At 67.2% G+C, this 14,123-nt stretch carries 16 protein-coding genes; 4 read left to right on the forward strand and 12 right to left on the reverse strand.

Annotated features, from left to right (window positions below; translation table 11 throughout):
- Nucleotides 1-105: 105 nt before the first annotated feature.
- From P2PM1_RS19680 to P2PM1_RS19705, 6 genes are all read right to left on the reverse strand, one after another.
- Nucleotides 106-1,428: a CpaE family protein gene (locus P2PM1_RS19680; RefSeq protein ID WP_186400222.1), complete on the reverse strand. Its 1,323-nt coding sequence runs from the start codon at nt 1,426-1,428 to the stop codon at nt 106-108.
- Nucleotides 1,429-1,446: 18 nt separating this feature from the next.
- Complete coding sequence (locus tag P2PM1_RS19685) at nt 1,447-2,208, reverse strand: CpaD family pilus assembly protein (RefSeq protein ID WP_186386252.1); 762 nt, start codon at nt 2,206-2,208, stop codon at nt 1,447-1,449.
- A gap of 11 nt (nt 2,209-2,219) precedes the next feature.
- Complete coding sequence (locus tag P2PM1_RS19690; protein WP_186386253.1) at nt 2,220-3,629, reverse strand: type II and III secretion system protein family protein; 1,410 nt, start codon at nt 3,627-3,629, stop codon at nt 2,220-2,222.
- Nucleotides 3,630-3,669: 40 nt separating this feature from the next.
- Nucleotides 3,670-4,446, reverse strand: a complete 777-nt coding sequence (cpaB, locus tag P2PM1_RS19695) for a Flp pilus assembly protein CpaB (RefSeq protein ID WP_186386254.1) — start codon at nt 4,444-4,446, stop codon at nt 3,670-3,672.
- Between the two features lie 203 nt (nt 4,447-4,649).
- Nucleotides 4,650-5,156 (reverse strand): prepilin peptidase, encoded by a 507-nt coding sequence (locus P2PM1_RS19700; protein WP_186400223.1) that lies wholly within the window; start codon nt 5,154-5,156, stop codon nt 4,650-4,652.
- Between the two features lie 225 nt (nt 5,157-5,381).
- On the reverse strand, nt 5,382-5,561 hold the full coding sequence (locus P2PM1_RS19705; protein ID WP_186386256.1) for a Flp family type IVb pilin: 180 nt from the start codon (nt 5,559-5,561) through the stop codon (nt 5,382-5,384).
- Nucleotides 5,562-5,942: 381 nt separating this feature from the next.
- Here P2PM1_RS19705 and P2PM1_RS19710 point away from each other — a divergent pair, with 381 nt between their 5' ends.
- Genes P2PM1_RS19710 through P2PM1_RS19720 form a run of 3 tightly spaced genes read left to right on the forward strand, consistent with a single transcriptional unit; the run spans nt 5,943 to nt 7,660 of the window.
- Nucleotides 5,943-6,422, forward strand: coding sequence for a pilus assembly protein N-terminal domain-containing protein (locus P2PM1_RS19710; protein WP_186386257.1), 480 nt, complete (start codon nt 5,943-5,945; stop codon nt 6,420-6,422).
- Between the two features lie 48 nt (nt 6,423-6,470).
- Nucleotides 6,471-7,043: a TadE/TadG family type IV pilus assembly protein gene (locus P2PM1_RS19715; RefSeq protein WP_186386258.1), complete on the forward strand. Its 573-nt coding sequence runs from the start codon at nt 6,471-6,473 to the stop codon at nt 7,041-7,043.
- Nucleotides 7,044-7,045: 2 nt separating this feature from the next.
- Nucleotides 7,046-7,660: a TadE/TadG family type IV pilus assembly protein gene (locus P2PM1_RS19720; RefSeq protein ID WP_186400224.1), complete on the forward strand. Its 615-nt coding sequence runs from the start codon at nt 7,046-7,048 to the stop codon at nt 7,658-7,660.
- Between the two features lie 37 nt (nt 7,661-7,697).
- Here the strand turns inward: P2PM1_RS19720 and P2PM1_RS19725 are convergent, their stop codons facing one another.
- Nucleotides 7,698-8,777 carry a phosphate/phosphite/phosphonate ABC transporter substrate-binding protein gene (locus P2PM1_RS19725; RefSeq protein WP_186400225.1) on the reverse strand — a complete coding sequence of 360 codons (1,080 nt, stop codon included), beginning with the start codon at nt 8,775-8,777 and terminating at the stop codon, nt 7,698-7,700.
- Between the two features lie 121 nt (nt 8,778-8,898).
- Here P2PM1_RS19725 and P2PM1_RS19730 point away from each other — a divergent pair, with 121 nt between their 5' ends.
- Complete coding sequence (locus tag P2PM1_RS19730; RefSeq protein ID WP_186400226.1) at nt 8,899-9,516, forward strand: HAD family phosphatase; 618 nt, start codon at nt 8,899-8,901, stop codon at nt 9,514-9,516.
- 9 nt (nt 9,517-9,525) lie between these two features.
- On the opposite strand, the gene P2PM1_RS19735 is transcribed toward P2PM1_RS19730, so the two are convergent.
- From P2PM1_RS19735 to P2PM1_RS19755, 5 genes are all read right to left on the reverse strand, one after another.
- Nucleotides 9,526-10,557: a histone deacetylase family protein gene (locus P2PM1_RS19735; RefSeq protein ID WP_186400227.1), complete on the reverse strand. Its 1,032-nt coding sequence runs from the start codon at nt 10,555-10,557 to the stop codon at nt 9,526-9,528.
- Nucleotides 10,554-11,579, reverse strand: a complete 1,026-nt coding sequence (locus tag P2PM1_RS19740; RefSeq protein WP_186400228.1) for an aldose epimerase family protein — start codon at nt 11,577-11,579, stop codon at nt 10,554-10,556. Before P2PM1_RS19740 ends, P2PM1_RS19735 begins: the two co-directional genes overlap by 4 nt.
- A gap of 91 nt (nt 11,580-11,670) precedes the next feature.
- Entirely contained in the window at nt 11,671-12,186 is a 516-nt protein-coding gene (locus P2PM1_RS19745) for a TIGR02281 family clan AA aspartic protease (protein ID WP_186400229.1), read from the reverse strand.
- A 149-nt stretch (nt 12,187-12,335) separates the two neighbouring features.
- Nucleotides 12,336-13,259, reverse strand: coding sequence for a PfkB family carbohydrate kinase (locus P2PM1_RS19750; protein WP_186400230.1), 924 nt, complete (start codon nt 13,257-13,259; stop codon nt 12,336-12,338).
- A gap of 31 nt (nt 13,260-13,290) precedes the next feature.
- Nucleotides 13,291-14,055: an SDR family NAD(P)-dependent oxidoreductase gene (locus P2PM1_RS19755; RefSeq protein ID WP_186400231.1), complete on the reverse strand. Its 765-nt coding sequence runs from the start codon at nt 14,053-14,055 to the stop codon at nt 13,291-13,293.
- Nucleotides 14,056-14,123: the final 68 nt, after the last annotated feature.

A 14,123-nucleotide genomic window follows, 5' to 3' on the forward strand; every position in this document is an offset into this window, starting at 1 on the left:
CGGGACGTCTGTGTACCTGAGGAAGCGCCACGTCGACCGAACATCGTTACCTGCTCTCAATCGTCTCGAAGAAGGGGCCGTCTCGAAGAAGGGCCGCGATGCCGGTCACCCGGCTGCCTTGCCCTTCTTCAGGAAACGGGACACCAGCGATCCGAGCGCCAGCCCCTTTGGCCGCGGCACCTCGCCGCGACCGGTCACCACCTGGGAAATCTGGTTGAAGATCTCCGCGGTGGCGTGCTTCTCGTCCTGCTCGCCGATCATCTGGCCGTTGTTGGCGGCCGTGCCGAACAGCAGCGGATCGAAGGGAACCACCGCGACCGCCGACAATTCCAGCGCATCGGCGAACTCCGCCGCCTTGATCTCCGGCCGCTTGGGCACGTTGACCCGGTTCAGCACCAGGCGCGGCGGCGCATCGTTGGGACGCAGTTGCCGCAAGGTGTCGATCATGTTCTTGGCGTTGCGCAGGTTGGCGAGATCCGGCTCGGCGACGATCACCACCTCGTCGACGGCGGCGAGCACCCGGCGCACCCAGCCGCACCAGACATGCGGCAGGTCGAGGATCACCGCCGGCGCCCCCTGCTTCATCACGTCGAGCAAGCCGTCGAAGCTGGTCTCGCCATGGTCATAGGTGCGGTCCAGCGAGGCCGGCGCGGCGAGCAGGCTGAGGCGCTCGGCGCATTTCGACAGCAGCCGGTCGAGCATGGTCTCGTCGAGACGCTCGGGCGAGGAAACCGCCTCGAAGACGCCCTGCAGCGGGTCCTGGTTGAAGTCGAGGCCGGCGGTGCCGAAGGCCAGGTCCAGATCGGCCAGCACCACGTCGCTCTCGTAGACCCGGGCGATCGACCAGGCGACATTGTGCGCCACGGTGGATGAGCCGACGCCGCCCTTGGCGCCGACAAAGGCGATGGTGCGTCCCAGCGGCTCGGCATCCGGATTGACATAGAGCTCGCCGATCGCCCCGATGAGCTGAAACAGGTTGATCGGCGCGACGAGGTAGTCGCTGATGCCGCGATGGATCAGGTCCCGGTAGAGCTTCACGTCGTTGACGTGGCCGATGATCATCACCTTGGTGCCGGCGTCGCAGACTTCCGCCAGTTGCTCCAGCCCCTGGATCAGCTTCGAGGCTTCCGTGCGGGTTTCCAGCAGAATCAGGTTGGGCGTCGGCGCCGAACCATAGAAATCGATTGCCGCCGCCAGGCCGCCCTTGTGCACCTTCACATGCGCCTTGGCCATGCGCCGGTCCTTGGCCGCGCTCTCGATCACCCGGGCGATGTCGTCGCTCTCGCAGAAGGCCTGGATGGCGACCCGCGGCACGGCCTTGATGTCGATCGTGTCGGCATGCGCGTCGGCGGCGGGACCGGTGCCCATTTCCGGCTCATGCGGATACCCGTCCTCGTCCAGCGGAGTGTCGTATGCGAGGGTGTTCATCCGTCCAGCTCCTCCGGATCAGTTCGCCGCGTCCGAGACGCGCGAGCCGTCGCCTTCCTTGTAGTCGGCGGCGGTCTGCTCGCCGGCCCGATACTTGCCGTAGACCGTGCCGCGACGGATCTGGTCGGCCGGCGTCGAGGCGCGCGGATAGAGCAGGTCCGTCGGGTTGTCGACCATGGCGGCGAGGTTCGCCTGCGTGGCGCAGCCGAAATTGTAATATTGCGTGTTGTTGAGATGCGGGTTGTGACGCATCCCGTCGCCGCCGCCGGTGATGTTGTCCGGCCACTGGCCGCAGGGGCCGGTCCTGGCCTGCAGACCGGAATAGGCCAGCCGCACCGGCGCCGAGACCTGCGGGTCCTGCACCGGATAGCTGCGGGTGGCGATGCGCTTCGGCGAGGCGCCTCCCTGCACCAGCGACTTGCGGATCTCCGGCAGCACCGCATGCACCGCCGCCTCGTTGCCGGCACCGGAGGGTACGATGATCTCCATCGCGCCGCCGCCGCGCGACTGCGCCTCGGCGGCAAAGCTGGAAACCACCGCCGAGAGCTGCGGAGACAGGCGGCGCATGTCGCTGCCGACCGGCAGATCCAGCGTCTTCACCCCTTCCGACACCACGATCGGATGGCGCAGGCGGTAGTCGTTGGTGGCCAGCGCCTCCACCGTCGGCTGCTGGGTCTGGCAGGCGGCCGCCATCAGCGCGGCGAGAACCGCCAGAGCCGGCGTGACGGCCCGGACCCGCTGTGCGGACGCGACTGGGCGCTTTTCGGATGCAGGAAGCATGGGACCGGTCCTCATTCGTAGATAAAGCCGACCTGACCGTGATAGGCGCCCTGGCCGGGATCGCCGGACACCCGGTACATGCGGTTGAGACGGTTCAGGAAGATGGTTCCGCCGTCGGTGGCCGGCGCAAGGTTGCGGGTCGGCTCGACCAGCTCCGAGCGAGCCGTCGGCCTGACGGTATAGGGGGTGACGAAGACGGCGAGCTCGGTCTCCTGGCGCAGGAAGTCGCGGCTCTTGAACAGGGCTCCGAGGATCGGCACCTGCATCAGGCCCGGCACACCGTTGAGATCCTGCTTGTAGGATTCCTTCAGCAGGCCGGCCATCACCAGCGTGCCGCCGGAGGGCAGTTCGACGGTGGATTCGGCCCGGCGCACCTTCAGCGCGGGAATGACCAGCGCGCCGATCGACACCGCCCCTTCCTGGGTGATCTCGCTGACCTCGGTCTTGATGCGCAGCGAGATGCGTCCCTCGCTGAGGACGACCGGCGTGAAATCAAGGCCGACGCCGAACTTCTTGAACTGCACGGTGATCTTGTTGTTGTCCTCGGCGATGGGAATCGGGAACTCGCCGCCGGCCAGGAAACTGGCATTCTCGCCCGAGATCGCCGTCAGCGTCGGCTCGGCAAGCGTGCGGATCACCCCGTCGCGCTGCAGGGCCTGCAACTGGGCGTTCAGCCGGGAGCCGCCGGCCAGGAACCCGCCGCCGGCGCTGCCGCGGCCGACGATGTTTGAGTTGACGGAGAAGTCCGGGTTGTTGTTGAAGCTGGCGCTGTAGTTGCCGATGCCGATGGTGCCGGACAGGTTGACGCCGAGCTGCTTGATGATCGAGCGCTCGACCTCGGCAACCGTCACCTTGAGGTGGACCTGGTCCTTGCCGCTCACCGAGACCATGTTGAGCACCGGCAGCGCCTTGCCCTCGACCTTGGCGAAGCGGTCGGCGAGATCGGCGGCCCGCTGGGCGTCGGCGGTGCTGGAGGCCGTACCGCTGAGGACGATGTTGCCGTTGACCGACTCGGCCGTGATGTCGGCTCCGGGAATGGAGCGGCGGATCATCATGTTGAGGTCGGTGGTGTCCTGCTCCACCGCCAGATCGAAGCTGGCGATCTGGTTGCCGCCGCGCCCGAACAGGAACAGGCTCGCCTGCCCGGCCTTGTTGCCGAGGATGAAGACCCGGCGCGACGAGCGCACCACCGCATCGGCGATCTCCGGGTTGGAGACGATGACGTCGCTGACTTCCTCGCCGAGGTTGATCACTACGGAGCGGCCGAGGCCGACCTTGAGCATCCGCCCGGCGACCCGCTCTCCGGCCTGGATCGTGACCGACTTGGGATAGCCGTCGGCGCGGGCCGCATCCATCCCGGCAAGGCCGGTGAGGACGAGGCAGATCGCCGTGCCGATCCGGAAGAAACGTTGAGCCAACATCCGAGTACTCCTTGCCGTCATCACCGCGTCCCGATCCCGTTCACCGCTGGGTCTGGACCTGGCTGGCAACGCCGAACTTCACAAAATTCACTCCGCCGCCGACGAGGCCAGGGTCGGCATCGTCCGCGGAATCCTGGGCCGAGCGCAGCACCAGGGCGATGGTTCCAAGCTGCGAGGCCTGGGCGACGACTTCGGCCTGGGCCGGCTCGAGTTCCAGCGTGGCGGTCTGTCCGGGAGGCAGCGCCTTGTCGTCCCGCTCGCCGGCCGTCGTCGTGTCGATGGCCAGAACGCGGACGTTCTGAAGGATGGTCTCGCTGGTGAAGGAATTGCCCGACCGGCTCGCCGACTGGCGCGTCAGGATCACGTCGACCTTGTCGCCCGGCAGGATGAAGCCGCCGGCCGCCGTCTGCGCCTCGACCGAGACCGCGATGGCGCGCTTGCCCTTGGGCAGGATGGTGGACATGAAGCCGCGGTCGCTGGCGATCAGGCGCTCCTCGCGGACCGGCTCGCCCTGATAGACCGGAGCCTTGGCGATGCGGCCGGACAGCTCGTCGATGGCGTCGGGGCGCTGCGAGCGCAGGAGCGCCGTGGACGGGGCGAGATCGCGCGGCCAACTGGTCCAGGCGAGATCGCGGGCCGAGAGTTGCTCGCCAAGACCAATGTCTTTGGCGGCGGTCAGGACGTCGTCCTTCTCCACCGTCTCGGTGACCATCACCGGGGCCGCCGGCGGCTCGGGATTGTTGGTCATCACCATCCGCGCCACCAAAACGCCGGCGGCGAGTGAAATGCCCAGAATGGCGAAACGTGCGATCTTCATTGCCAGCACCCGCAGGGATCGAACCGGACCGGACGCTTTCGCGCCTTCGGTCATCGTGCGACTACTGTTGCAGGCAAATGGTCAAGACATGGTTAATCAGACGTGAGCAATGTTGCTGAACATATGCTTAAGCTTTCGCAAATTGACAGCAGCACTTTTCTCTGTTGAGGATTTGTTAATCTTTGGCGCCGCCGAAGTCTCCGCTACGCCAGGAGGCGGAACCACGCGGACTGCGGATAGACCTGCAGGGCGGCGATGGACAGCGTCACACCATAGGGAATGCCGCGCGTATGATCGTGCAGGCGCAAGAGCCACTGGGTGCGCCCGGCGATGCCGGGCAGCAGAACGATGCTGCGGAAGCTGACGATGAGCAGCGTCAGACCCGCGCCATAGATGCCGGCGAGCACCAGGAACATCAGGAGGTCCTGCGACATTCCGAACCAGAGCGCCACGGCGGTGACGAGCTTGGCGTCGCCGCCCCCCATCCAACCGAAGCCGAAGAACACGAGGCAGGCGGCCAGCGCGAGGCCCGCAGCCAGCAGATGCCAGCCGATCTCCACGGGGCCGATCCCGGCGAAGGGGGCGATGATTGCAAATCCGCCGATCAGCAGCAGCGACACCCGGTTGGGAATCTTCATCGTGAACAGGTCGGACACGCCGGCATAGGCCACCAGGCAGGGAAACAGCACCAGGATTGCCGCCTCGAACATTCGACCACTCCCTCAACGGCGGGACCCGCCGGCTGCTGCATCATGCGCTGCGACACTTAAGGTCCGGTTGACGGCAGCCGGCAGTGGCGACAGCGCGTTGGCCGATCCGAACTGCGTCCGAGACCGGACCGAAACGAAAACGGGCGGCCAAGGCCGCCCGCATCATCGGTGGCTTCCCGCGGCCCCGGATCTCGATACCGGGGCCGTGGAGCCAGTCAGCCGATCTTACTTGTTGGACGCGGCGGTCAGCTCGGTCGACACGCGGGTGAACATCGCGGTGATCGAGTCGCCGGCAGCCGTCACGGCGGTGATGATGGCCACGCCGATCAGGCCGGCGATCAGGCCGTATTCGATGGCGGTCGCGCCGGATTCATCCTTGGCGAAACGGGCAAGAAACTTCTGCATGGTTGGCTCCTACACTTCACTTGTTGTCTGCACCACCTCGTCGACCTTGTTGTTATTTCGGTCGCTCGAAGATGTTGCCACTATAGGAACCACACCTTGCCACAAGGTTAAATTCGTCGAGGACAAGCAACAAGATGTGCGAGAGCAGTTCTATAGTTAATGCCATGAAAACATAATAGTCAGCATTTTAACCAAACCGCGACGACCGGGCAATTGCCCGCCCCATACGCCGGCGAGCGCGGCCCGCGAATCTTGGGCAAGCGCGCAAGGCAGCCCGCGTTAACGACACTCGCAGAACGCATCCGGCCCGGTCGGGCGTTAGCCCTTCCTTCACCAATTTCCTTCATTCTCGCGAAGGAATTTTCGCTGAGGAGCATGCCCATGTCGCAGTTTCGCGATGCCTTTCTCGCGTCCATCGCAACCGCGATCCTGGCCGCCGCCGTGCCGACGACCGGCGCGAATGCCCAGGACAGCGGCGTTCACGTCATGACGGACCGGGCGAAGGTGTTCCGCATCGACGCGCCGGCCGACACGGTCATAGTCGGCAATCCGGCGATCGCCGACGTCACCATGTATGACCGGCAGACGGTGGTGGTGACGGGCAAGCTCTACGGCACGACCAACCTGGTCATCCTCGACAAGAACGGCGAGCCGATCATCGACGAGGTGATCACGGTCGCCGCCGCCTCCGGCGATATGGTCACCGTCCATCGCAAGGGCGAGCGTTTCAGCTATTCCTGCGCGCCGAACTGCGAGCCGATGCTGCGCGTGGGCGACTCCGACGCCAGCTTCGAAATCCTCAACAAGCAGTCGGGCCAGCGCACCGACATGTCCGAAAAGGCCGCAGGTGTCGGCAACTGACGACATCGGCGCGGCCGACGCCGCTTCCCAACAACGAGTGCCAGAGAAATGCTGAGAGACCGTCTCCTGCCTCGCTTCGCGCGCCTGAGACCGCTGCGCGCGGTGGTACGGGACCGCGAGGGCACGACGGCGATCGAGTTCGCTTTCGTCGCCATCCCGTTCCTGATGCTGCTGTTCGGGGTGATCGAGATCGGCCTCGCCTTCTTCGCCAACCAGGTGCTCAGCAACGCCACCATGGACGCGGCCCGGATGATCAGGACCGGCCAGGCCCATGCCCAAGGCTTCAACGCCGAATCCTTCAAGCAGGCGGTGCTGAGCCGTCTTGCCGGCTTCCCGGTCACCGCCGACCGGCTGACCATCGATGTCGAGCGGATCGACAATTTTGCCTCGTTCTCCCCCAAGCCGCTGATCCAGGACGGCGAGCTCGTGGCGCAAACCGGCTACAACCACGGTGAGGCGGGACAGATCATCGTGGTGCGGACGCTGTATCGCTGGCCGATGCTGTCGGCGATGATGAAGACCGCCTATGGCGATCTCAGCTCCGGCGACCGGCTCCTCGTCGCCACGGCGGTCTTCCGCAACGAACCCTTCCCGTGGACAACGCAGCAGGCGAGCCAGTGACCATGAGCAGCCGGAAGCGCAACGAAAGACGCGACGGGCCATACCGGATCGTCAGAACGATGGCGGCGCGGCTGGCGAGCGGGTTGCTGCGCGACCGGCGCGGCGTCGCCGCGGTGGAGTTCGCCCTGGTGCTGCCCTTCATGCTGGTGCTGTTCCTCGGCGTCACCGAGCTCAACTCCGCCCTCACCCTGGACCGCAAGGTGAGCCAGGCGGCGAGCTCCGTGGCCGATCTGGTCGCCCAGGCCGACAAGCTGACCTCTTCGGAGGTCAACGACCTGCTGCAACTGTCGCGAGCCGTGCTCGATCCCTATCCGGAGGCGCCGCTGAGCATGGTGGTCGCCAGTGTCTGGATCAAGGATGTGAACCAGCCGCGCGTCGTCTGGAGCCGCGCGATGAACACCTCCCAGTGGGGGGCCGGTTCGGCGCCTCCGATCGAATTGCCGCCGGAGCTGACCCAGCAGAAGGACACCTACCTCGTCGTCGCCCACGCGGAATACGAGCATCGTCCGACCTTTGCGGCCGTGCTGAAGGATGTCTTCAACAAAGCCACGATCACGCTCAGCGACACCTATTACCTGCGACCGCGCGTCAGCACGAGCGTCGCCTGCTGCAACTGATCGGCGCCACCAGTCGGCGCTCCGGCGCCGCCGGACCCTAGTCGCGCCCGCCGAGCGGCGTCATCCGCCCGCGTGACGCGGCGCCCGCATCCGGCGGGAAGGCGGCAGCGACCGGCGCATAGTCCCGCGCCTCCACCGGTACGAAGCCGCCGCTCGAGACAGCCGCCGCCACCTCCTTCCCCGTCATCACCGCGACGATCGCACGGCGAATCTCCTGCGGCAGATCGCGCCGCACCACATGCGGCGCACCGGCAATCGGCTCGGACGCCCAGACGACCTCAAGGCCATCCGTCTCGACGGCGCGTCGCCGCAGGTCCCGCAAGGTGCCGCTCGAATAGCCTTCGGCCGCATCACCCTGCAGCGACGACCAGGCGAAGGCGACATCCGCGTCACCGCGAATGAGCGCAAGCACGGCCGCGACCGGATCGGGATGCTCGATCAACGTCGCCTCCTCCCGCCCAAGATCGACACCGACGGCGGCGGCGGCGGCGATCTGCGCCAGCCGGCTGCCCAGCGCTGCGCGCGGGCCGGTGGCGATGCGCCGTCCGGCGATCTCGGCGAGGGACGCAACCCCCTCGCCGGCCCGGGCCAGCACGATCGCATGCCAGCGCGCCTCGCCGTCGGGCAGACGCGGGGCGACCAGCGGTTCCAGGCATCGGCAGTCCCGATCCGCCTCGGCATAGGCCGAGGCCGACAGCGGCGCGTAATCAATCTCCGCCGCCAGGATCGCACGCTGCAAATGGGCGAGATCGCGATAGGCGATCAGCAGCACGGGGATGCGCAGACCCGCCTCCAAGGCCTCCCGGAGCGGCGCGACGCGGCCGAAATCGCCGGCTGCCGGGTCCATGACCACGCCGACGCGCAGCTCCGGCAGGAGGGCAAGGCGCGCCGGATCGAAGACCGGCGCGGCGGCGTCCGGATATGCACCGGATGGGCCGGCATCGGTCGGGCCGGACGTGTCCGTATCATCCAGCCAGGGCAGGAAAGCCGGGCCGTTCACCTGTGGCGGTCCGTTGTCCTGCATGTCCTGCTGGAGGTCCTCCTGGGCGCGCAGCCGCTCGCCCGAGGCGGCGGCGACCAGCACGGCCAGCAGCGCGGCAGCCGCGCGCCTCGACAAGAGGCGGGACAGGCGTGTCGATCCGCCATTTGCCTCTTGCCCCGAACGGGATCGCCGCGCCAGTCTCGTCATTCCTTCAGTTTGTCCGAGGGCCGCAGCGCCCGCAATCCCGTGAGCCGTCATGAGCGCCCGTCCCGACACCGTGGTCTTCGACATCGGCAATGTGCTGATCCGCTGGGACCCCCGCATTCTCTATCGCAGCATTTTTGCCAACGACGCGGAGGCCGACAGGTTCCTCAGCGAGGTGCTGCCGCCGGAATGGAACCTCGAACAGGACCGGGGGCGCAGCTTCGCGGACGGCATCGCCGAAGCCCTGGCGCGGCGCCCCGATCATCGCGAGGAGATCCTCGCCTGGGACAGGCGCTGGCACGAAATGGTGCCGGGAGAGGTGCCGGGCAGCGTCGCGATCCTGAAATCGCTGAAGGCGTCGGGCGTACCTCTTTACGCGATCACCAACTTCTCGTCCGAGAAATTCGCGGAATGCGAAAGCCGCTTTCCCTTTCTGGCGGAGGACTTCATCGACGTGGTCGTGTCCGCGCATGAACGGCTGGTCAAGCCGGATCCGCGCATCTACCACGTGCTGTTCTCGCGCAACGACCTCGCCCCCGCCGACACGGTGTTCATCGACGACAGCCTGGCGAACGTCGAAGCGGCGAAGTCCGTCGGCATGCATGCGATCCATTTCACCGATGCCCCTGCCCTCAAGGCTGCCCTTCAGGATCTCGGCTTCCCGCTATAGAGACGCGACTCAGCCGGCCTCGAAGCCCGCCAGAACATTGACGCAATTGGTGCCGAGCGCATCGACCGCGTAGCCTCCTTCCATGACGAAGACGGTCGGCAGGCCGAGGCCCGCGAGCGCCGCCCCCATGCGGGTGAAGTCGTCATGAACGAGACGGAAACGGGAGATCGGGTCCTTCTCGTAAGCATCGAGGCCAAGCGAGACGACCAGCGTATCGGGCCGGAAGGCGGCAATGCGATCGATCGCGGCGGCAAGCGCCCGCGACCACACCTGCCAGTCGGCGCCCAGCTCCAGCGGATAGTTGGCGGTGAAGCCCGCCCCCGCCCCGCTGCCCGTCTCGGCCGCATGGCCGAGGAAATAGGGATATTCCTCGCGCGGGTCGGCATGGATCGACAGGAAGAGGACGTCGGAGCGGTCGTAGAAGATCGACTGGGTACCGTTGCCGTGGTGGTAGTCGACATCGAGCACGGCAACGCGCTCGGCCCCCGCATCGCGCAGCCACTGGGCGGCGATCGCCGCGTTGTTGAGGAAACAATAGCCGCCGTAATAGTCGGCGGCGGCATGGTGTCCGGGCGGACGGCACAGGGCGAAGGCGGCGCGCTCCCCGCCGGCGACGAGGCGGGCGGCCGTCAACGCCGAGTTGGCACTGGCGCGGGCCGCAACGAACGTGTGCTCGCCGAGCGGCGTGCCGGCATCGAAGGAATAGCGGCCGAGCAGCCCGTCGACGTGGTCCGGCACCGGCTCGATGTTCAACCCACGCACCGGCCAGATGAAGGGGAATGCCTCGCCGCTGCGGCCGAGATCGGTCCAGCGGCTCCAGAAACTCTCCAGAAACGCGAGATAGCCGGCGTCATGGACCCGGGCGAGCGGCTCCATGCCGAAATCCTCCGGCTCCAGCAGTTCGCCGAGGCCGCGGGCCAGCACCGCATCGCGGACCATCTCGGCGCGCGCGGGGATCTCCACCGCCGGCTTCAACATGCCGTCGGAAATCTCCTGCTTGGGATCGTGGGCGAGTTGTCCGGCGGAAAACACGGTCTTCATGACATCTGGTCCTCATGCCCGATCTGGGAAAAACGATACTCGGTTACCTGCCGGTAGAGCTCCCCCGGCCGCAGGACGGCTCCGGCGAAATGCCGGTGGTTGGGACTGTCCGGCCAGCGCTGCGGCTCCAGGCAAAGCCCCGCGCGCGGACCGTACCGGCGCCCGTCCAGCCCCGGACAGGGCACGGCCAGCTTGCCGCCGTCGTAGACTTGCAGGCCGGGCTCGGTCGTCAGCACATCCATGACAAGGCCGCTCCCCTGTCCGACAACGCGCGCGACGGGGCGTGGTTCGCCCATTGGCACGGTGGACAGGCAGAAATTGTGATCATAGGAGACGCACACGCCCTCCGCGTCAATCCGGCGCAGGCGGCGGAAGTCGAACGGCGTTCCGGAAACGGGGCGCACCTCGCCGGTCGGAATCGCCTCGTCGTCGACGGGAAGATAGGCATCGGCCTCGATCCGCAGCAGGTGGCCGCCGATATCGGCAGAGCCGTCGAGATTGAAATAGCTGTGGGTCGCAAGGTTGACCAGGGTCGGCCGGTCGGTCACTGCCTCCAGCACGATACGCAGCCTGTCGCCGGCTCGCGGGAGCTCGTAGCGGGCGGTTGCCTCGACGCGGCCGGGATAGCCGGCCTCGCCATCCTCCGACACGAGCGCCATCACCACATGCGCCGGCCCCGTCTCGCGCAGGGACCAGAGCCGCCGGGAGAAACCGTTCGCTCCGCCATGCAGGTGATTGCGGCCGCGCTCGTTGCGGTCGAGTTGGACCTCCTCGCCATCGAGCAGGAACCGGCCACCGGCAATGCGGTTGGCATGACGGCCAGCGATCACCCCAAAATAGGGGGAATGTGCGAGATAGGAGGCCAAATCGTCAAAGCCGAGCACCACGCTGCGACCGTCGACGCGCAGATCCGTGATGGCCGCACCGATCGTCATGATGGCGGCGGAGAGCTCGCCGCGCGCGATGGCAACACGCTCGACCGGCGTTCCATCGGCAAGCTGGCCGAACTGACTGACGCTCATTTCAGGTGATTCCCGCTGTCTCGCACGGCCCGGCCGCGCGGCACGGGCCGCGACACTATAGCCGCGCGGACACCGAAATCACCGGGGACGGCTACTGTATCAACCGCATCGTGCCGGAGCGGATATCGACCGTGGCAAGACGGCCGAGCACCGACATGCCGATCAGCGGCAGTTCCAGCGCGCCCGCCGGCATCACCAGCGCCTCGACATTGTCGAGGCGGATGCTGCCGAGGCGCAGTTCGCGCAAGGTGACGGGCGCGGCGAGCGCCACGCCGTTGGCGGTGCGCACCTTAACGACGAAAGCCGACTTTGCGGGGCGAATGCCGGACTTTTCCGCCACATCCAGAGGCAGGGCGAGCGTCGTGGCACCGGTGTCGATCAACGAGCGCACCGGACGGCCATTGATATGGGCGCTGACCTCGTAATGACCGCCGCGTCCAGCCTTCAGCACGAGAGTACGCAGACCCGACGGCGGAACAGGTTCGTGCGCCTCTTGGTGCGCGGCCGCGGCAACCGGCGCATCCTTGAAATAGTCGCGCAGCAGATCCGGCGCGAAGACGGCAGCCACCACGACGATGACGGCGATCATCAGATAGCGTGCCACCATTCCCTGTCCCTGTTTCCGTTTTGCCGTTGCGCGCTCGATCCGAACGCTGCCATGGGACGCTTAGCAAGGGATGAAGCCGGCGCCGGCGGATGCAAACGCGGTTTCCGGCACGTTACCGGAAGCTGCCGCTTTGAAACGAACGGCAGGTCTCAGGCGGCAAACGTCTCGCAGGCGAGCGTGTCGGCGAGCTTCGCAATGGCCCCCGCCTCGGGCGAGGAGGACTGCGCCCCGTTCGCCGTGCAGGCCAGGGCGCCGGCGGCAGTGCCTTCCAGCAGGGCGCGGCCGATCTCCGCCCCCCGGTCGAGCGCCGCGGCAAGGGCGCCGACAAAGGCATCGCCAGCGCCGGTCGTGTCGACCACATCGACCTCAGGCGCGGCAACGCGCCAGCGGATCTTGCCCTTCTGGGCGATCAGCCCGCGCGCGCCGAGAGTGACGACAGCGAGCCGATCCTCGCCGGACAGCGCCGCGCAATGGGTCTCCGGCACCGGGCTCTCGCCGGCGCCGAGCGCCGCAGCCAGTTCCGCTGCCTCCACCGAATTGGCGACAACGACATCGACATCCGGCACCAGGCGCGCAAGCTCGGCATCACCGGAGGGCGCGGCGTTCAGCAGCACGCGGGCGCCGCAGAGCCGAGCGCGGCCGATGGCATCGGCGATCGGCCCCGGGCTCAGCTCACGCTGCAGCACCAGCAGGTCGCCCCGCGCCAGTCGGCCGTCGAGCCAATCCGCGACGACCCTCGCATTGACGCCGCTGGCGCACATGATCAGGTTCTCGCCCTTCGCGTCGACGCCGATCATGGCAATGCCGGTGCTGCCGTCGAGATGGCGCACACCGGAAAGGTCGACGCCGGCGCGCTCGAGATTGGCAAGCGCTGCGGCGGCATGGGCATCGCGGCCAACCGCGCCGATCATCCTGACCTTCGCCCCGGCGCGCGCCGCCGCCAGCGCCTGGTTGGCGCCCTTGCCGCCCGGAAACGTCTGGTGATCGGGGCCGACCACCGTTTCGCCGGGCGCGGGAAGACGCGGCAGGGCGACGACGAGATCGAGATTGATGGAGCCGAAGACAGTGATCACGATGCCTGCTCCTGCGGTTTGGCCAAAGGGATCAGATCCAGCCGCCGTCGACGACATAGGTCTGGTTGGTGCAAGCACCGGCGGCATCGGAGCAGAAGAACAGCACGACGCGGGCGACATCCGCCGGCACCAGCTTCCGCTTGAGGCACTGCCGCTCCATGATCTCGCGCTCGCCGGCCTCGTCAAGCCAGAGCGCGATCTGGCGCTCGGTCATGATCCAGCCCGGCGCGATGCAGTTGACCCGGATGTTGTCGGGGCCGAGGTCGCGGGCCAGCGAGCGCGTCAGGCCGACAACAGCGGATTTCGCCGCCGTGTAGCCCGCCATGCCGCCCTGCCCGATCATCCAGGAGATCGAGCCCATGTTGACGATGGCACCGCCGCCGAGCTTGCGCATGTCACCCGCCACGGCCTGGGTGCAGAAGAACTGGTGCTTGAGGTTCACCGCCATGCGGCTGTCCCAATAGTCGGGCGTCACGTCCTCCAGCCGGTGGCGCTCGTCATGGGCGGCGTTGTTGACGAGAATGGAGACGGGGCCGAGCGCCTCGCGCAGGTCGGCGATCGCCGCTCGGGTCGCCTCGATGTCCGTGAGATCGGCGCGGGCGAAGCGGACGCTCGCCCCGGCGCTTTCCAGCTCCGCGACAAGCGCGCGCGAGGGCTCCTCGCTGAGGTCGATGAAGCCGACAGAGGCCCCTTGCGCAGCGAACTGGCGGACGATCTCCGCGCCGATGCCGCCGCCGCCGCCGGTGACCAGCACCGTCCTGCCCTTCAGATCCGGGTAGATCGCCTCGCCTGTCATGTCTCTCCTCCCCGAACGGCCGCTCCGGATCCGGTCCGCGCCGGCTGGTCGGATCATTTAATTCGGAA

Source organism: Stappia sp. P2PMeth1, assembly GCF_900185735.1.
Lineage (GTDB): Bacteria > Pseudomonadota > Alphaproteobacteria > Rhizobiales > Stappiaceae > Stappia.